This is a genomic window from Verrucomicrobiota bacterium (assembly GCA_038744685.1).
In the GTDB taxonomy this organism is placed as follows: Bacteria; Verrucomicrobiota; Verrucomicrobiia; order Opitutales; family Puniceicoccaceae; genus Puniceicoccus.
In genome coordinates this window covers 1-18,295 of the sequence record JBCDMB010000046.1, presented here as the reverse complement: position 1 = coordinate 18,295, position 18,295 = coordinate 1, and the positions used below count along the sequence as shown (strand labels likewise).

Genomic DNA, 18,295 nt, shown 5'->3' with positions numbered 1-18,295 from the left:
GGTATTCTCCCACAACGAGCCTGCGCCGGTGATGGTCATGACGTTGGCGCCGGGCGTGTTATTGACGACCCCACCGACGGAATTGACCCGCCCGCCGTCGCTGATCGTGAAGCGCGTGTTGTTCCTTTCGCCCACGGTTAGCTGGCCGGTCAGGTTCCAGAGCGAGCCCGCCCCCGTGATGGTCACGGTCGAGGGGCCAGAACTAATACTGGTGTTCACCCGGCCATCGACGCTGTTGACCACCCCGCCGTTCTCGATGGTCAAGGAGTTGGCGACGAGTTCGAGGGTGCCGCTGTTGTTCCACTGCGAGCCAGTGCCACGGACGATGACAGAGTTACCGAAACTATCACCCAGAAAGGCGTTGACGTTGCTCACGAGACCGCCGTCTTCGATGGTCAGGGTCGCATCCTCCCCGAACTGGAGGTTGCCCGTCATGTTCCACTGCGAGCCGCTGCCGCTAACGGTGACGGTGCTGTCTATACTAAGATTGTCCCCAACGAAGCCCGAGCCGCTGTTGACCACGCCCCCCTGGGTGATATTGAGAGAGGCCTGTAAAGCACTTTCACTACCGACGATGATCTGGTTGGTGTTGTTCCAGACCGAGCCGGCGCCCTGGATACGGACCGAACCGTCTGATAATCGGAGGGCACCGCCGATGATGCCGTTGTCGGAGGTGATGATGCGGCCGGTGTTCGGCGTGGTGTCCCCATTGACGATCACCGTGCCTGAATTGAAATTCCTCCCAATCTCGAGCGTCGTCACGGTCCAGTCGCCCGAGCCGGGGTAGCTAGGGTCGACTCTGCCGAAGGTCAAGATGGCAGCGTGGGTCGTGGTCGCCAAGGCCAGCGCGGCGGCGAGGACAGTGCGGGTGGTGCGGCTTTTCATGGTCTAGTTTTCGACTGTGCAGTCAGTGAGCTCAGCGGATAGAAAATGGCTTTCCGCCCCTTAGGTGCATGTGCCCGGAGGTTGAGGATAGAAGCGGTCGTTTTCATGGCAGGAGCCTGCCAAACGGGCTATGGGTGTCAAGGGTCGGTGAGCGTAACGTTCTGCGCTAAATGTGAAAAAAACTAAGAAAAAGAGGACATGGGTCGGTTCGCGAATATTTGAGGAAAAGGTGCTCATAGGGGTCTAAAAGTTCATGATATATCTCTGAAAGAGGAACCCTTCCGAACGGGAACTTTTATCAGAGGGATAGGGCTTCTGCTCTTGGTCCGTTTTTCAACCTTTGATCATTGGTCTTAGAGACGGCGTTAAAGCGGAAGGCCAGTTCCAAATGGGCCGCATTGTACGCGGAGAGATCTTGTTTTGCGGCAAGAGTAAGCGCGAGTCGCTTTGCAACGGGGTCGAGGAGGCCGAAGCTTCGAAATGGTATTTTGCAGAGCAGTTCGATGGCTTCGTTCACAGCGTATGAATCCAGCCTCTCGCGACGCAACGCCGAGTGGAGCAAATTGAGCATTTCGTAGTGCCAGAGAGAAGGTAGTAGTAAACCCGGCTGAACCCCATTTCGTACCGCTTACGCAAAGGATTCTGCATCACGCAGATAAGCAGTTGCGACATTCCACTTCCCATTCGGCATTCCTACTGCCAATGATTCTCCATTCTCTGATTGGTAGATTAAACTCACGAACAGTTCATTCTTATGTGTTCCTTCACAATCCACGGAAAAGAGAACAGTAGCACGTGCGGGAGCGTCATCGCTAATCGAAGATATAGTAAATCTCTTGATTTCCAAATGCTCGAATTGGCATCGAAGCTGACCGGGGAAGGTTTTGGGGTTTCCCACGAAAAGCGGGGCGAACATATCTGCCATGTGTCCATAGTTTCTCCTCGTTAAGCAATTCATGAAATCAAGCGCCACTTCTTCAGGAGTTCCGAGTGATGGTTTATTCCCTTTTTGGATTCGGACTAGGTAGTCCTTGCTTATTTTTCGAGCAATCCATTTGGCGCACCCCTCTTTCAAAGCCTTAGTCCTAGCCATGCTTTCACCAATCTCACTAAATGATGGAATTTGCATGTCTTCATCGTACTTGGATCGCCTAGAATCCTCGCTATTCTTAGAGGCAACCCAATCGGCAACCACTGATAAAAAGCACCAACTTTTAGCAGCTACGACCTCATTTGCGTAACCCAGATCAATTCCATGAAGAATACCATTGCGGTATGGTAGATCTATCGACTCTGTGCGGGTCCTGTTCCGACCTTTGCAAAACACATCCTTTACTTTGTAGATTGAACCGTCCGTTACAGTCATCGAATCCCAGACATCCATTTCCGCTGAATCAGTGTGCAGTCCTCGCCGATTGGCTTGATTGAACGCTCCGTCCATAACTGCAAGTAGAACTGGAACAACCGCATGATAACGCGAGGCTGTGTAATCTTCGAAAGCCAATTCGATTAGCGGTCTTCTCAGGCGAAATTCTTCGCTGTTCATGAAGCTGTATTTTACTCGCTTAGAAAGTTCGTCTGGAGAATAGAACCTCATTAGCACAGTTTCGCCGCCATCAAAACCAGATTTCTCGTATGCATCAACAGCCTCTTCAATCACAGGTGTGGGCATGCTATCATAGGCTAACCATCCAGAGTCTGTGAAATAGTCAGAGAAGCGTTTTCTGTAACTTACGAGCCGATCTAGGCCCGCCTCTATTTCACTAAGCTTCTTCTGCAGTTCTTTCTTCTTGGCAGTACCCATAAAAAGACCTGTGAAGGACAAGAGAGTCCTCATATTTTTCGCCTGCACTCTCATATGCTCAATCGTCGGGCTGTCTTCTATGCTCATTGGTGCGTTCTGGCCTCTCGTTCATCTTGGGATAATGCTGAACGAGTTGATCGCGAAATGATGAAATTGACCGTAGACGCTTTGTCGAGATTCGTTACTGAACCATTCACACCGCAGTGAATTTTTTGTGATGCTCGACGACGTTCACGGAAATCTTGCCAATGATCGTTAGGCATGATGAATGGAGGTTAGTGGATTGCTGTTATGACCATACCAATTCTCGATACCCACCAACATCTGATCTACGCGGATAAGTGGCCCTATTCATGGGCGGAGGACTTCCCGGCGCTTTCCGGCAAGAGTTTCCATTACGACGATTATCTGAAGGCCAGTGAGGGGACCGGAGTTACCGCAACGGTCTTCATGGAAACCACGCCCGACGACCCGCATTGGCGAGAGGAAAACAAGTTGATCGACAGCCTGAGCCGTGAGGAGGGTTCCCTCATTCAGGGAATGATCGCGAATTGCCGCCCCGAACAGGATGATTTTGAGGCTTATCTGGACGAGATCAGTGGTCTGCGCGTTCACGGGTTGCGCCGTTTTCTTCACGCAGCACCCGAGGGAACGGCGGAGTCGGAGCACTTCATCCCGAACCTCAAGCGTCTGTCGAGCCGCGGATTGCCTTTTGATTTGTGTGTCTTCGAAAAGCAATTGCCCTTGGCCGTCTGGATTGCCCGATCCTGTCCGGAGGTTCAGTTTGTCTTGGATCATTGCGGGGTTCCTGGGATCAAAGACGGCAGTTTCAAATCCTGGGCGGAAGGTATCTCCGAACTGGCCGAGGTCGACAATGTGGCCTGTAAGATTTCCGGTGTGCTCGCTTATTGCGAGGAAGATAATGCAGATATCGATACGGTGCGTCCCTACGTCGAACACTGTATCGAAAGCTTCGGCTGGGATCGAGTCGTCTGGGGGAGCGATTGGCCGGTCGTCACCACAAAATCCGATTTACAATACTGGGTCGCGGCTACGCGTGAGATTCTCTCGACAGAGGACGAGGGTAACCAGGCGAAATTGCTGCACCGTAACGCTATGAAGATTTACAAGGTCGACCATGTGCCTTACCGATAAGGTAATGTCGCAAAGGAAGATGTTCGGGAAGAGAAGAATTTGAACCACGGATGACTGTTTCTCCTTCGCCAAGGCTTCGGCGTACAGGTCGGTTCCAGATGTGAGTTGAAGGTGAAAAAAGGAACTTTTATTACTCCGCCACTCAAGTAGCATATAAGCCTTGTCGAAATCGCTATCGAAGGGAATCGAGACCCGATACCGATTTGGATGATAACCCAGTATCAAAGAAATCAGGACGAATTATGCCATATAGAGAAAAAACACCTACAGTCGTTTCGATTTTAACCCGCCGACTCAAGGAGGGGTTCACTTTCGATGATTTTCAGAAGGCGCACGTTCCTGATGGAGAGAACTACAAGAAAATCGAAAACGGGCATCAGGTGGATTTCTTTACCCTGCCTACCCGGGTCATCAATGCCGTGAGTTACAATGACCCCCGGGTGATCATCTCCATCGGCCTCAGTTATGGGGACGGAGAGGACGTCTTCGCCGACGCTCTCGCCGGTGCAGCAAAAGACAAGGCCAGAGCCGCCCGGCTCAACGAGATTTGCGAAAAGATCGAAGAAACCAAGTTTGCATTCGTAGCGAACGACAACAACTACGGAGGCGAGGGACTTGATTTCAACCAATCCCCCTTGATTGACGTGACCAACCCGGAAGTCTTCGAAGCGGTCAAGGCTGCTCTCCTTGGTTAATCACTACGGTGGCAGACCTCTTGGACGGTTCCGAGTCCCGCCGGCGAAAGCTTATTTGGGAAAGTTCTTCTTGTTTAAACCATAAAACAGGGTCGCTGAGGCGAGGCTTCCGCAGAAGATGCTGAGGAGGATCGTGAGGGATTGGACAATTCCGTCTGCCGTGGCCTCCGATAGATCGCCGCCTAGCCAACTCCTCCACAAGTTGGTCAACTCGTCCTTGGAAGAAATCAGATCGAAGGAGGCGATGGCACCAAAAAGCATCAGACTGCCGCTCACGAGAATGTAGTGAACGTTCTTGTAAGACTGGTAAAGTGCGGCCAGTAGCAGGAAGATCATTGTCGTGTAGCCAATCAACCCAAGGAAAGGTGCAACTCTGTAGAGACCGAACCCGTAGGCGAGAATAGCGAAGAAGGCGAAACTACCCCAGCTCCCAAGGAAGAAATAGACGAACCGATTTCCTGACTTTTCCATAGCGTTACCGGACGAGGATTCTAAGAGTTACCAGTCCAGACGAATAACTACTTTTCCACGAGCCCTTTTGGTCTCGACATAGTCAATGGCGGCAGGCGTTTCTTCGAAAGAATATTCCCGGTCAATGACTGGAACAATCTTGCCTGAGGTTGCGAGTTCACCCACCGCTTGCAGGCGTTTCTGGTCTTTCTTAAGGTCGATAATGAGGTCAACGGAGGCATCCTTCTTCGCGATCCGCATCGCTTGGAGAAATCCCCAACTATTTCCTGCACTCGCAAGGACTAATCGACCACCGGGAGCGAGTAGGGTTTTCAGGGCTTTCGGCGGGTGGTTGCCAACGGTATCGTAGACCAAGTCGAAACGATCCTCTGTTCGAAGGAGGTCGGTTGTTTGGTAGTCGATCACTTCATTGGCACCAAGTCCGCGAACTAGCTCTGCGTTTCGGCCACTGCAAACACCAGTGACGTGGGCACCGAGTTCTTTGGCCATCTGAACGGCAAAGGTTCCGACCCCGCCGGACGCTCCGTTGATCAACACCTTTTCCTTCGCCTTGAGAGCGCGGTAGTCGTGGATGCCTTCGTAGGCGGTCAGGGCGGCAACTCCAAGGGTAGCTGCTTGTGGATGGGAGAGGGCTTGCGTTTTCCGAACGATGCTGTTCGAGGGAATCGCAATCAACTCGGAAAGTGAGCCCGTGATCTCGGGTGTCATCAGACCAAAGATCTCATCACCGGCTTTGAAGGCCGTGACGTCGCTGGCAACGGCATCCACAACGCCCGAGAAGTCAGCACCGAGACAGTGGAGCTTGGGTTTGAAGAGACCGAAATACAGACGGATCAAAAAAGGGTCGGCCCTCATGAGTCTCCAGTCGAGCGGGTTCAAGGAAACGGCGTGGACTTTGACGATGACCTGGCCTGAGCTGGCTTCGGGTTTCGGGAGATCGCGGAAGGACAGAACCTCCGAGCTGCCGTAACGGTCGAGATAAAGGGATTTCATTTTAGGGGCAACTGAACTGTATGTTCAGCTCGATGGAAAGAGTGAAGGTGCTTGATGCAGGGCGGTAGTTGGGGCCTGCCTCGTCTCGGTTACTATGCTCGGTTGGCACTATGATAAGCCAAAACTTGGTTACAATCCGACTATAGGGTTCGCACCGAGCGAAGCGACACGGCGCAACTCGACTCGATGCGGCAGAGCATTGCATCGCTGTTGCTTTTGTGCGGTCGGCGTCAAAACACCGGTCCTACAACAAGGGGATGATTATGTCGGTTATTTCGAAACACCTCCTTAACCTAGTGACATTTTTGTCTGCGCTCGTTGCTTGAATCGGAAAGTGTGGATCGCACAGATTCAACAAAGGCTTCTGGATCGTCGGGTGTGATCACTACTGGCTTTCCATCGAACTTTGCCACGACTGACTTCTTGGGGTCGGTTCCGTAAATCCGATAGGTTCCTAGTAACCCATTCCGGAAGTAGCCTACGTAGCCGAAAAGACCGCCGATTCCAAAAACCCGTATCGATCCCATCATGGCATTGGGTTCCACTTGCAGATCGGTGAGACTCTCTAGCGGAAAGCGTTTGCACCATCCAAAGCGATGGACCAGAAGGTAACCGTCACGGATCGAGTATCCGGCAACACCGAGGAAGAATGCGAGCAGAACGACGATTGTAAGGATTAATGCCGTTTGAGGGACAAAAACTGCCACTGCTATCGAAATGAGAACGAATCCGATCGTGATAGTCTTAAGAGTGTGATTCCACGGAGCGCTGAAGTTGATTCGTCGAGAGGCATCTTGAAATGCGGAGAGCTCGACCTCGAAAGCATCTGCCAAGAGTCGGAGGCACTCTGTTGAGGGTGTTTCCCCTTTTTCGTATCGCTGGATCGAACGAGTCGACAAGCCACATTCCTCGGCGAGTTTCTCCTGGGTCCAGGAACGGCGGGCCCGTTCCAATTTGATTCTGGATGCGATAGTCGAAGTCGTTGGATTCATACAAGGAATTTAGTGGCGATACCGGAATTTTTCCACGACAGCAACACGACGATCGCACGACAGCTTACCGATAATTGCTATGAATGGGAGGCTGATCCGCTATGCAGAGCCTATCTTGTGGTGTGTTCTTCTTCAAGAGCGGCGGACTCGGTTTGATCTGAAGTTCTGTGCCGAAGGTAGGAATTCTCCTCTTTGGTTCGAGTATCCCAAGAATTTGGACTGGCTATTCCAGAATCTTTCGGACTTTCTTTTGGAAGTTGATGATAACCCAAACAACGCCAGCGATGAAACGGAACATCTGCCCAACCGGTAAATGGCACGCATCGCTGCGCAGTGAGCTCGTGAATGAGTTCACGATTCAGACAGCTTGGGGTTCGAGTATTCGCCGAAAGAGATAATTCGGGCGGATCGATAACGAAAACTTTGGAGCCCCTGCTGTCAGACGACAGTAGGGGCTTTTTCGTTTTCGCCCATGAATAACAACCAAAACGCAACCATGAACGACGACCTAAACCACAAACCGTGTACCTTTTCTTTCACTCTCTTTACAAAGACATCCGGGCACAGCCCCGGGTCGTCTATGTCATCTTACTCGGGCTTTTCCTGACCCGGTTTGGAACCTATGTGTTTCCGTTTCTCGCGCTATACCTGAGCTCACTCGGTTACTCAGCGGGGCATGTGGCGGCAGTTCTGGCCGTCATGGGTTTTGGGAACATCCTCGGACCTCTGGCGGGCGGTTACCTCGCGGACGCGATCGGACGGAAACGCACGATGTCCATTGCGCTTTTCGGTAGTGCTCTCGCGACGCTCGGCATTTATGCCTCTGCGGATCGATATGGTCTCTTGTTGGCTGTGGTCTTTTTCAATGGCTTCATCGGCTTCCTTTACGGGCCGGCTTCGAATGCGTTGTTGACGGACCTTGTGCCCGCAGACCAGCGCGTAACTACCTTCGCATTGATACGGTTGGCAATGAACGGTGGCTTCGCGGCCGGACCTGCGGTCGGAGGATTGCTCTACGCAACGGCACCTGTGCTCATGTTTATCGGCGATGCCTTTACGACCTTGCTCTGCGCTACGCTCATTTCGGTGTATGTGCCGCATGGGCTGCGGACGATTCGTGGGAAAGCGGGTTCGCTGAAGGTCTTTGTCCAGAGCTGGAAAGCTGCCTTGAGCGACTTGCGCACGCACCATCTTTATAAGCAATACCTGTTGGCGATTTTCTTCATGGCCTTTGGGTTTTGCCAGGTCTTCTCCGTCCTTGCGATGAGCACCAAGGATACTGGGTTGAGTGCGAGTGAGTATGGACTGATCATGAGTGTGAACGGGTTGCTGATTCTCCTGATCGAGTTGCCGATGAGCCATTTCTTGAAGCGTTTCGCGCCTCGCCGGGTGCTAGCGGTGGGCTTTGGACTGATCGGATTTGGACTTTTTGGATTTGGAATGGCCGGCAGTCATCTCGGTTTTCTTCTTGCGATGATCCTTTTTACTCTCGGTGAGATCGTCGCGTTGCCAGTCGGAATGGCTTACAGCAGTGGCCTCGCTCCAGAGGAGTTCCGTGGACGTTATCTCGGCCTGCGGGGAATTACCTGGGGAGTCGCGGGAGCGCTCGCAAGCACCGGCCTAGTGATTTACTCGGAAATCGGAATTGCAGTTTGGTTCATCGCGGGTGCCTCGAGTCTTATCGGCACGCTGGTCGTGCTCCTCCCTGCGAGGACCAGACGCAAGAGTGCCGCTTCGCCCAACCTGGCATCATAGCTCAAAACTCCTCTCTCCCTCGTGAGGCTTGTCAAAGGAGGGGGAGGGGATCTTTTTCAACGATCCCACGACAGGAAGGTAAGAGGCTTCGCTGCAAGATCTGAGAATTGGTGGCAAATGCCTCGCGCCTAAATTCGTAGGTGTCGCCATTCATCCAACCCTGCTCGTTCCACTTGACCGCAATGTGATGGTGAAGGATGCTGCTCGGGCGCAACAGCCAGTCGTTTCGAAATACTAAATTCCCAGCTTCGGTTTCATGATGACCAATACCTTTCGCCTCGTTCTTCTCCCGTTTCTCCTATGCAGCTTAGCCTTCGCAGACGAGCCAGTGAATCTCCTCGTCAATGGCAGTTTTGAGCAGACCACCCAAGGGGATTACAAGTCTGCCAAAGAGTTGATTGAGGCGGAGGGTCGTGCGAATGGAAACGGCCATTTTGTTGATGCCTATGACGACAGCGCGTTTCCCGGTTGGTACACTACGGGTGGAATCGCCCTGCAGCAGGGTGGCACTTCCAAGGGCGGCACGCTGGAGCTGGGCACGAGCGGATTCCTGAAAGTCGATGCGGCGGAGGGTGATGTCTTTGTAGAAATGGACGGCAACCACCACAACCAGTCCGTTGATGTCGTTCCGGGTCAGGTCCTCTTGTGGGAACTGAAACACCGGGGGCGCAAAGGGATCGACACGATCATCGTGTCGATCGGACCTGAAGGTGCTCAGGAAAAGCAGGGAGAATTTGCCTCGGACAAGACCGCTTGGGAAACCCACCGCGGCGAATACACCGTGCCCAAAGGGGTTGAGGAGATCATCTTCACCATCACGCCCTTTAAAGCTTCCAACGGTGACATCGACTCATCCCATTTCCTCGATAATGTAAAACTTTACGCGAAGGAATAGCGCGAAACTACGCCCGCGTCTACAAAACCCAAAGATCTCGGTAGGACTCTAATGGCAACTTTACCACGGGAAGATTCAAGTGCTTGCTCTAGTGCTTTTTCAGACTTGGTTTGCCATGAAACGGGATCGCATCGCGGGCACCATTTCGGTCTTATACCTCGCATGGCTTGCACTCTATGACATTGCATGGGTCTCTGCTCTGGCTAGTCTTAACTGAAGCAACTGGATAATTTTCTTAAGTCAGTTTATAACGCAGAACTGGTCGATGTATGCTCGCATACCAGCTAAATGATGTCAGCAAAGAAGGGCCATTAGTCCTATTTCTGCACGGGCTAGGAATCGGAGGCTGGGCTTGGAACCCGGTTATTGAGGGGTTACGAAACACAGGATCCGTTGTATTGGACCTTCCGGGACACGGGAACAGCAACGACATTATTTGGCGATCCATCGCTGAGACTGCCGAACGAGTGGCGGAGGTGGTTGATCGCTTACCAGTTGACAGAGATGTTCATCTCACGGGTCATTCTTTGGGAGCTTATGTCGGACTAGAGGTTTTGTTGAAATGTCCCGATCGTTTCTCATCGGCCTTATTATCCGGCTTTCATATTGGAAAACTGAAGAAGTCGGCCCTTTTGAAGCTCGCTTATGTCGTCAACGAAATGATCTTTAGCACACCGTGGCTTCGCAGATGGTATCTTCCTAGATTGTTCGGTGAAGGAGCTTTTGCCAAACGTCTGATTCAAGAGGCCTCCAAGACTAAATCCGGAACGATCCGACGTGCAGGATGCCAAGTCGTAGAGGCTACAACATTGCCAAGTTTCCAGTCTTTAGGATTGCCAGTCCTTGCAGTCGCGGGAGACCAGGAACCGGAAGCGATCCGATCCATGCCAGATCGGTTGGCAGAGAAGTTTCCAAATGTCGAAGGCAAGCTTCTGGAAAACCGGGGACATCTCTGGCCGCTTCTTGAGCCATCCCTTTATGCGGCGCTGCTGATGGACTGGATTCAAGCACTTTAATCGAGCACTTCTTCCTCGATTCCTTTGGTTTTCTGGCCTAAAACCGCTTTGCAAGCCAATGGATCAGGCCTTCGAGCTGGGTACGGTTCAGAGACTCTGCAAAGGCTCTCTCTGCGGGGGTTCCGGCAAGGGGAAAGAAGGCCGCTGTCGCATAAGCGATCCATCGGGCTTCCGCTTGAGGATCTTCGACGGCACCACCGAATGCCTTTGCTTCTTTGAGAATCTCTTCGACCGTCTTGAGAAACTGCTCTTGTGCGATGCCGAGAGTCTCGGGGGCATGGCGGATCACCGCTTCAGCGACTTCGACGGGTCCGGTGGTGTTCTCGCCAAAGGGTTGCCAAAGGTCAAATAGGCCTAGCACGTATTGGGAGAGTTTATCGGTGGGCGGGCGACCGGATTTTAAGATGCTTTCGGCCATCCCTCGATGCTGGTCGGCAAAGGCATAGGCGAAGGCGCGAATGATGGCGACTTTGTCTTTGTAGTACACGTAAAAGGTTCCGGTGGCGACTCCGGCCCGTTCCGTGATTTCTTTGACGGTAGTGCTGCGAACGCCCTTCTGGAGAAAGAGTTCAATGGCGGCCTCGACGAGAGCTTGCTCCTTCTCAGATGCTCGGGGCCGCGGCATGTTTTTTCTGGCGATACACGAAGAATGGGAAACTAAAAGCGAGACTGCCGATGAAGGAAAGGATTAGATAGAGGCCCACCTGCATCCAGGAACGCGTAATCCGGTAAACCTGCCAGAGGAAGAGTACCAGCAGCATCATAGCCTCGATCATAAAGGCGAGGGCAATTGGGTTACGGATCGCCGCCTGATTCAATTCGGGCTGAGTGATCGCAAAATAGAGGTAAAGACCGTTTGGACCTAGAAAAGCGAGGATCGCAACGATCAAAAAGACGATCGGATTTCCGAAGTTTAGTGAGTTCGAAGGTCGCTCAGGTTGAATTAAATGATTATTCATAACCGAATATTCAATAATAAATATTCATTTTACAACCCGAAAGTTGATCCTCTTCTAACCTTTTTCGGGACGTCAAAGCGTCTTCCCCCGGGGTGCCGATTGGGTCGTCGACCGGGTGCCTTTAGAACGTAACCGACTCGTAGTCCTGCTGTTTCACTGGATCAAGAGTGCGGGTAGTGACTGTATCGCCGTATTTATCGAGTGAGGCCAAACCAGTGACACGAATACGATGATTGCGAAGTACTAGAGTTCGCGCACTCTCATCCGAAGCTGTGGAGGTATTTGGTTTAATTTTTCCGGCATTTGCCGTGATGATCACAGGATATGTTTTTGCTCGCCTAAAGGTCCTCCCTGAATGCCTGGAAACTAATCTGATTCAATTTCTTTTCTACGTTGCGGTTCCGTCGATCATGTTTGGGACGATTGCGGAGCAGAACCTGAAGAGCCTTTTGAATTTGCCTTTTATAGCGATATTTGGGGCGGCAACGGGTGTTGTGTTTGTAATCGCTATTACAGGGTCTCTGGTATCTCAGAAAAGAGGCCTTGGGGCACTAACCATGGTTGTGATGCCTTCGGTCGTTTCGAACACAGCGATTATCGGTTTACCACTCTTGCACTCTCTTCTTGGAAAACCTGGAGTCGTCCTAGCAAGCCTCGCCAACATCATGATTGTCTTTTTTCTTCTGATTGAGGTGGCGTTCCTCGAAACGGCCAAAGCTAGTTCAAGAGCTGGATCGCATTGGGCACCAATTAAGAATACGGTTCTAAATCCGATTGTTTTATCGACGCTTTTGGGCGTCGCTTATGCCGTTATGCCGCTTCCCCTTCCTAAAATAGCCAGCAATTTCTTTGACCTTTTGGGGTCTGCCGTCGCTCCATGCGCACTCTTTGCCGTTGGAATGTCATTGAGACCCCGCTCATTGATTGAAAGTGGGGCGCAGGTACTGGTTCTCTCTGGACTAAAGCTGATTGTCCTTCCGTTCCTGGCTCTTGGCCTGGTCCTGTTCTTCAAGACGGATCCTCTTGTCGCGGTGTGTATCGTTCTTTGCGCCGGGTTGCCGACAGCAAAGAATCAATTCATCTTGGCTGATAAATATCACGAATCCGAAGAGCTGGTGGCCAACATGGTCTCTTTTACAACGGTAGTCTCTGTCGTGACGCTTCTTCTTTGGTTGTTGTTACTGGCGGATCTTTACCCAGGTTTATTTTCGAAGTAAACCAGTCCAGTTCGACGGTCTAGCAGTGGGCGATGCGGCGGGCTTACCGCAGGCAATCGTCCCTGGTCCTTCTTTGGATGAACGGGTAGCTCGGTTGAAGCTTCTTTCTTTGGAACTCGCATCGCGGCAAGAATGCCCAAGACATCTCCTCCGCTGGTCAGAACGAGTCGACCATTCGGGGCAAGGAGAGGTTTCCGAGCTTTCGGTGGATGGTCGACTGGTGGTCGATGACTTCCTCTGCGGGCATATGGAGGCTGTTGGAAAACGACGAAAATCACCTTCCTCGAATAATGATACAAGAGTCATCTGCCACTGTAAAGTGGTCGGACAAAAAGCTGAGCTCGAAAAAAAACCTCTGAAGTGCGCTATAAGGAAATCTTCTGTCTAACGGTCTCGGTAGGCATTTGCTACCGCACTTGGTTGACACTGTTGAGACTGATTGATTGTCTCTCTCGGTTATGCGCTGCTTGTTTTTCCTCTTCTTTTTCACTTTTATCGCGTCTTTAAACGCAGACCCTATCAAGGTCTTGGTGATTACGGGCCAGAACAATCACAATTGGAAGGCGACCAACCCGATCATCGTAGATATTCTCGAATCAACGGGTAAATTCGATGTGACGGTAACCAAACAGATTGAGGCTTTTGATCCATCGAAATTAAGTGATTTCGACGTGATCTTTAGCAACTGGAACTTGTGGAAGCATCGCAAAGACATGCCAGAGAAGTTTGCTTGGTCTCCGGAGTTAAAGGAGGCCTACGTCGATTTCGTTCGCGATGGTGGCGGGCACGTGGCGATGCATGCGGGCTCCTCCACCTTCTTTGATTGGGACGATTACCAGGAAATTTGCGTCGCTACCTGGAAAGCAGGGACTCACCACGGTCCACGACACGTGTTCGACGTTCGGATCGATGTGGAGGATCATCCAGTGACTGAAGGTCTTGGCGACTTCAGCAAATACGATGAGCTTTGGGAGAGCATTTACATCTCTGCCGAGGACCCAGTTATTTTGACCTCTGGATATGCATCCAAGGAATTCAGGGGCGACGACGTTTGGGAGCCTACTACCTTAGTGAGCCAATTTGGAGAAGGCCGGACCGCTTACACCAGTTTTGGACATGATGTTCAGGCTTTCGAAAGCGAAGAGTTTCAAGTCCTGCTCGCTCGTCTTGTCGAGTGGGCTGCTACGGGTGAAGTGACTATCCCTCCGCCGACGAATTAACCCCAGGGTTGATTGATACGTTGGGCAGCTCCTTGATCCTAGTGCCCTTTGGAAAAATTTCCGCTTACCTGCCCGTAAGCCGTGGTCACCCAAAAATTTCGGTTGTTCAAATACGACCAACAGTTCGAGAGGACTCTTCACTGAAGTGATCGGGCAGGAGACTTTTGCTACAACGTCAGCGCCCGAAAATAGGCTGAACCTGTCGTTCAGTCGAGATTGCGCACTCTGATGTCCTTGTAAAATACAACGCTGTTTGGATCGTGGCCTTGGATGGCAAAAGTGCCTTGACCCAGTTTGGCTAGCGGGCGCTTTTCCGTTACGAGTGGGGATTCAGGCTCTGTGTATGAGTTTACGACCTCCCCGTCTACAGAGATTGTTACGGTTTTTTCGTCCACGAGAATGTTATATTCAAACCACTCTCCATCGGTCGATGGAGCATTGTCCATTACGTCCTGTTTTGCGTAGACACTACCTGTCTTTCGACGATCTTTGTGAGAAGTGTTGACCTGAGCCTCCAGTCCAACACCCGGCCAGCCATCTTCCTGATATTCGGTGTGAAAAAAGACTCCCGAATTCGCTTCTGGGGTCGTCTTTACCTGCATACTGACTTCGAAATTTTTGAACGCTGCGGGAATGCCGTCGTGCCCCACCCAAAAAAGGTGGGCTCGTCCTCCGTCGACGCGGAGTTCACCGTTTTCGGTGATGGAAAAAACGTTTGGTGTTTCGTCGTTGGACTTCCAACCATCGAGGCTTGTGCCATCAAAGAGGGTAAACCATCCATCCTCATCGGGGGATGTGGCGGAGGCTACTGGGATGATCCAGATTGAGATTGCGAGAAGGGTCTTTGTTAGCATGGGGATCATAAGAGGGTTCTAGGGAGATAAATAGGTTTGGACTTCGTTTAGGCAAAGTTTATCGAACCCCACTCTGGAGAAATTGGATGAGAACTCCGTTTTCACTGAACCACGCGTCTCCTGCCGGTCATGGAGATGAAGTCCTCTCCTTCAAGACTCATAGTGATCGCTCCTTTTGTTTCGGTGAAGGTGTCACATCGCCGTGTGGATGGTGGCGTAGGGGATTTCGGGGTCAGTGGGGAGTATTGTTGAATTGTTTTTGGGTGCAATGGATTAGGGAATGAGTCCGCGGAATACTTGAATGACTAAGCAGTAATCGACCCGAATGGAACTCGCGCGAATAGGCTTGCTAGAGGTGAAACTTTGTTCAGTATATAGGGTCAATGTCCATCTACCTGCGCTTTGAAGATCTACCGGTTTGGTGCGAGGGGATTCGTCTTGCTGAGGGTATCTATGATCTGACGGAGGCGGTGGGGAAGCGGCTGTCTTACTCCGCGAAAGATCAGATCGAGCGGGCGGCTTTGTCGGTTTCGAATAATATCGCAGAGGGTTTTGAACGTGGGACGACGAATGAGTTGCTTGCATTTTTGTATATCGCGCGGGGATTGGCAGGAGAGGTGCGATCGATGCTGTGTTTTTTTGAACGACGGAAGGTGCTGTGTGATTTGAGATCTGAAATTTCAAATTTGAAATCCATAGCTGAGTCTTGTTCGAGGCAGCTTCGAGCCTGGGCAGACTCTTTACAGAATTCTGAGATCAAAGGGCAGCGACATCTGAACGACTCTTCGCGGAGGGAGTTTGATCGAAAGCGGAATAGCGATGAGGGGATAGCGTCATTTCGGCAGCGCCTTGTGGATACGCTACCTCCCAATCATCCGGCACTTGCTAATCTGAAATCTCAGATTTGAAATTTGAGATCACCGTCGATGAATCCGCAAATTCTTGTCGATGATCGAGAGAGGAACCAAGACCTTCTTGATACTCTATTCCAGAGTGAGGGTGTGGGCGTCGAGATTTCTCGTTTGGAGACTGGCGATTTTGAAGTAGATGGGTTGGTCCTGATTGAACGGAAAACTGCGGCTGACTTTGTGGCCTCTCTTTTTGACGGGCGGCTGTTTTCGCAAGCGACTCGATTAGTGAAGAGTTCACATCGAGGGGCTTACATTGTCGAAGGCTCAGCTAAAGACTGGGCATCGTTGCGCATATCCCGCGAAGCGATCCAGGGTGCGTTGATTTCGCTCATGTTGATTTTCGATGTTCCGGTGCTGCGTTCGCAAGGACCGGTCGAGACAGCGAAGCTCCTAACTTATGCTGTTCGGCAGTTAGCGAGGGCGCGAGCGGAAGGCGACGTTCCTGTCAGGCAGGTAAAAGCGAAGCGTCGCTCGACGAGAAAACAGAAGGTGCTCTATGCCTTGCCGGGAATTGGATCAAAAAGGGCAAAGCTATTACTTGCGCATTTCGGAAGCGTGCGTGCCTGTTTGGATGCGGATGTCGATCAACTGACAAAGGTCGATGGAGTGGGGCGGGCGATCGCTTAGGGTATCGTGGATACGGTCGAAAAATCGCCGGGTTTTTATGGGCATTTGAGTCTCCAGATCTGAGAGTGATATCGATTGAGTCGATTCAATGACTCGCCCCCGCAGAATCTGAGATCTGAAATTTCAAATTTGAGATCCTCAAGAGAAGCCGAGGATTTCGATCCCATATTCGTGTGCAGTGGTGAGGACTTCTTTCTTGTTGAGAATAATTGTCTTATTTGCTGCAAGTGCAGCGGTGGTCACACCAGCCTCCTTGAGCGTTTCCAGGGTGGTCATTCCGAAGACGGGGACGTCGAAGCGGAAGTCGTGGTCGGGGTGAGGCATTTTGACTAGGATTTTTTGGTCGGTCTTAAAGCTTCCACCGCGCTGGATCATCTGATCGGTTCCTTCGAAGGCCTCGACTGCAAGGACCGTCCCCTTGCGGACAAGGATGCTTTGCCCGATGTGAAGCCTGGCGCACTCCGCTCCGATCTTGATCCCGTGATCGAGGTGTTCGGGGAGGTAGGCCGAACGGAAGCCCGTCATTGTTCCGACCGAGGCAAGGTCTTCGTCGAGGAAGGCGCGTGCATCGAGAACTTCACAACCCGCTGCCTCGATTTCTGCGACGATTGCCCCAAAGATCGTCGCAGCATTTTTCTCCTTTAGGGAGGCTAGGATTTTGATCGCGCGCAGGTCAGGATGAAGGCCTTTGAAGAGCCTACCCGGTTGTATTTGTCCAACCATTACAACGTAACGCGTTTCAAGGACCTTCAGGTATTTCACGAGTTTGCCGATCTGCCCAACCTTTGCTTTGCGCCTTCGTTCTTTGGGAAAGCTCTCAAAGAGCTCATCCCGCGTTTCGCCATCGAGGGCGATCAAGGAAAGGTCAACACCGTTGGACCGTATGCGGTCTGCAGTGAGCTGCGGGTAGGAGCCACGGCCAGCGATCAAAGTAACCTTAGCACCGGGGTCGAAGGACCTCGGTAGGAAGCGTGACAAATCGGACATTCAAACGGAGTGTGTCCATGGGGGGGTCAGTGGGTCAATCGTCGATGCGTAAGGGCCGGAGAGGCTGCAAAAAGCATTGTTTTCTGATGACACCCGATAAAACGGCCGATTCAATCGGCTGATAAGGTAATTTTTGTCCCGTAAATTATTACTTTTCAATAGCTTATGAATGTTAAGAAAAAGTTGCAGAAAAGGCTTGCGGGTGATTGTGGAAAGGTCTTTTGTCTGCGGTCTTCTCAAAACCCCTGAGTGCCTATGACTCAACGCTTGAGAGGCGTTCTTTTCATCAGTTTTAAATCTTTTACCAAAAAGTATTGACGGAGGTTGCGGATTCAGTCTGACTCGACCTCTTTCGCTGATAACAAGGCGTGTTCTTTGAAATCTACTCTGTGCGATTGCCGAAACGACAATCCAAAAAGTTTTATAAGCCTTAAATCTTCTCGATTTAAGAGCTTCAGTCGCGAATCAAATGTTAGGATCGCGACATCTCTGAAATTATTTTCGGAGAGTTTGATCCTGGCTCAGAGTGAACGCTAGCGGCGTGGTTAAGACATGCAAGTCGAACGATGAAGCCCAGCTTGCTGGGACGAATAGTGGCATACGGGTGCGTAACACGTGAGCAACCTGCCTTGAAGTGGGGGATAGCCCGGGGAAACCCGGATTAATACCGCATGTGGTCTCTTTTCTCATGGAAAGATGACTAAAGTTTGTAATGACGCTTCAAGAGGGGCTCGCGGCCTATCAGCTTGTTGGTGAGGTAACGGCTCACCAAGGCAGAGACGGGTAACTGGTCTGAGAGGATGATCAGTCACACTGGAACTGAGATACGGTCCAGACACCTACGGGTGGCAGCAGTTTC

At 51.5% G+C, this 18,295-nt stretch carries 19 protein-coding genes and 1 rRNA gene; 11 read left to right on the top strand and 9 right to left on the bottom strand.

Annotated elements, in window-relative coordinates:
- Window positions 1-885: hypothetical protein (locus AAGJ81_15700; GenBank protein ID MEM0967592.1), on the bottom strand; the 885-nt coding region annotated here is incomplete at its 3' end.
- A 388-nt stretch (window positions 886-1,273) separates the two neighbouring features.
- On the opposite strand from AAGJ81_15700, the gene AAGJ81_15695 reads away from it, so the two are divergent.
- Window positions 1,274-1,411 carry a hypothetical protein gene (locus AAGJ81_15695; protein ID MEM0967591.1) on the top strand — a complete coding sequence of 46 codons (138 nt, stop codon included), beginning with the start codon at window positions 1,274-1,276 and terminating at the stop codon, window positions 1,409-1,411.
- A 102-nt stretch (window positions 1,412-1,513) separates the two neighbouring features.
- On the opposite strand, the gene AAGJ81_15690 is transcribed toward AAGJ81_15695, so the two are convergent.
- Entirely contained in the window at window positions 1,514-2,776 is a 1,263-nt protein-coding gene (locus tag AAGJ81_15690; GenBank protein ID MEM0967590.1) for a hypothetical protein, read from the bottom strand.
- Between the two features lie 204 nt (window positions 2,777-2,980).
- Here AAGJ81_15690 and AAGJ81_15685 point away from each other — a divergent pair, with 204 nt between their 5' ends.
- Both AAGJ81_15685 and AAGJ81_15680 read left to right on the top strand, forming a co-directional pair.
- A complete protein-coding gene (locus AAGJ81_15685) occupies window positions 2,981-3,844 on the top strand; it encodes an amidohydrolase family protein (protein MEM0967589.1) in 864 nt (287 codons plus the stop codon).
- Window positions 3,845-4,086: 242 nt separating this feature from the next.
- On the top strand, window positions 4,087-4,539 hold the full coding sequence (locus tag AAGJ81_15680) for a hypothetical protein (protein MEM0967588.1): 453 nt from the start codon (window positions 4,087-4,089) through the stop codon (window positions 4,537-4,539).
- Between the two features lie 51 nt (window positions 4,540-4,590).
- Here the strand turns inward: AAGJ81_15680 and AAGJ81_15675 are convergent, their stop codons facing one another.
- From AAGJ81_15675 to AAGJ81_15665, 3 genes are all read right to left on the bottom strand, one after another.
- Entirely contained in the window at window positions 4,591-5,010 is a 420-nt protein-coding gene (locus AAGJ81_15675) for a hypothetical protein (GenBank protein MEM0967587.1), read from the bottom strand.
- Between the two features lie 27 nt (window positions 5,011-5,037).
- Window positions 5,038-6,003 carry an NAD(P)-dependent alcohol dehydrogenase gene (locus AAGJ81_15670; GenBank protein ID MEM0967586.1) on the bottom strand — a complete coding sequence of 322 codons (966 nt, stop codon included), beginning with the start codon at window positions 6,001-6,003 and terminating at the stop codon, window positions 5,038-5,040.
- A 293-nt stretch (window positions 6,004-6,296) separates the two neighbouring features.
- Window positions 6,297-6,995 carry a PH domain-containing protein gene (locus tag AAGJ81_15665; GenBank protein ID MEM0967585.1) on the bottom strand — a complete coding sequence of 233 codons (699 nt, stop codon included), beginning with the start codon at window positions 6,993-6,995 and terminating at the stop codon, window positions 6,297-6,299.
- A gap of 522 nt (window positions 6,996-7,517) precedes the next feature.
- Here AAGJ81_15665 and AAGJ81_15660 point away from each other — a divergent pair.
- The 3 genes from AAGJ81_15660 to AAGJ81_15650 all read left to right on the top strand — a co-directional run bounded on the left by AAGJ81_15660 (window position 7,518) and on the right by AAGJ81_15650 (window position 10,661).
- Entirely contained in the window at window positions 7,518-8,750 is a 1,233-nt protein-coding gene (locus tag AAGJ81_15660) for an MFS transporter (GenBank protein ID MEM0967584.1), read from the top strand.
- Between the two features lie 256 nt (window positions 8,751-9,006).
- Window positions 9,007-9,645: a hypothetical protein gene (locus tag AAGJ81_15655; protein ID MEM0967583.1), complete on the top strand. Its 639-nt coding sequence runs from the start codon at window positions 9,007-9,009 to the stop codon at window positions 9,643-9,645.
- Window positions 9,646-9,914: 269 nt separating this feature from the next.
- The gene (locus AAGJ81_15650) at window positions 9,915-10,661 is read left to right on the top strand and encodes an alpha/beta fold hydrolase (protein MEM0967582.1); all 747 of its coding nucleotides are present in this window, start codon (window positions 9,915-9,917) and stop codon (window positions 10,659-10,661) included.
- A 37-nt stretch (window positions 10,662-10,698) separates the two neighbouring features.
- Here AAGJ81_15650 and AAGJ81_15645 read toward each other — a convergent pair whose 3' ends face one another.
- Window positions 10,699-11,286: a TetR/AcrR family transcriptional regulator gene (locus AAGJ81_15645; GenBank protein MEM0967581.1), complete on the bottom strand. Its 588-nt coding sequence runs from the start codon at window positions 11,284-11,286 to the stop codon at window positions 10,699-10,701.
- Window positions 11,264-11,620, bottom strand: coding sequence for a hypothetical protein (locus AAGJ81_15640; protein MEM0967580.1), 357 nt, complete (start codon window positions 11,618-11,620; stop codon window positions 11,264-11,266). Before AAGJ81_15640 ends, AAGJ81_15645 begins: the two co-directional genes overlap by 23 nt.
- Before the next feature lie 233 nt (window positions 11,621-11,853).
- On the opposite strand from AAGJ81_15640, the gene AAGJ81_15635 reads away from it, so the two are divergent.
- Together AAGJ81_15635 and AAGJ81_15630 are read left to right on the top strand one after the other, a co-directional pair.
- Window positions 11,854-12,837, top strand: a complete 984-nt coding sequence (locus AAGJ81_15635) for an AEC family transporter (GenBank protein MEM0967579.1) — start codon at window positions 11,854-11,856, stop codon at window positions 12,835-12,837.
- Between the two features lie 458 nt (window positions 12,838-13,295).
- On the top strand, window positions 13,296-14,057 hold the full coding sequence (locus AAGJ81_15630) for a ThuA domain-containing protein (protein ID MEM0967578.1): 762 nt from the start codon (window positions 13,296-13,298) through the stop codon (window positions 14,055-14,057).
- Window positions 14,058-14,263: 206 nt separating this feature from the next.
- On the opposite strand, the gene AAGJ81_15625 is transcribed toward AAGJ81_15630, so the two are convergent.
- Complete coding sequence (locus AAGJ81_15625; protein MEM0967577.1) at window positions 14,264-14,911, bottom strand: DUF1080 domain-containing protein; 648 nt, start codon at window positions 14,909-14,911, stop codon at window positions 14,264-14,266.
- Window positions 14,912-15,294: 383 nt separating this feature from the next.
- Here AAGJ81_15625 and AAGJ81_15620 point away from each other — a divergent pair, with 383 nt between their 5' ends.
- Window positions 15,295-15,819, top strand: coding sequence for a four helix bundle protein (locus tag AAGJ81_15620; protein MEM0967576.1), 525 nt, complete (start codon window positions 15,295-15,297; stop codon window positions 15,817-15,819).
- Between the two features lie 18 nt (window positions 15,820-15,837).
- A complete protein-coding gene (locus AAGJ81_15615) occupies window positions 15,838-16,449 on the top strand; it encodes an ERCC4 domain-containing protein (GenBank protein ID MEM0967575.1) in 612 nt (203 codons plus the stop codon).
- 138 nt (window positions 16,450-16,587) lie between these two features.
- On the opposite strand, the gene lpxI is transcribed toward AAGJ81_15615, so the two are convergent.
- Window positions 16,588-17,436, bottom strand: a complete 849-nt coding sequence (gene lpxI / locus AAGJ81_15610; GenBank protein MEM0967574.1) for a UDP-2,3-diacylglucosamine diphosphatase LpxI — start codon at window positions 17,434-17,436, stop codon at window positions 16,588-16,590.
- Between the two features lie 498 nt (window positions 17,437-17,934).
- Here lpxI and AAGJ81_15605 point away from each other — a divergent pair.
- Window positions 17,935-18,295: ribosomal RNA gene (locus AAGJ81_15605) — 16S ribosomal RNA — on the top strand; the annotation flags it as partial.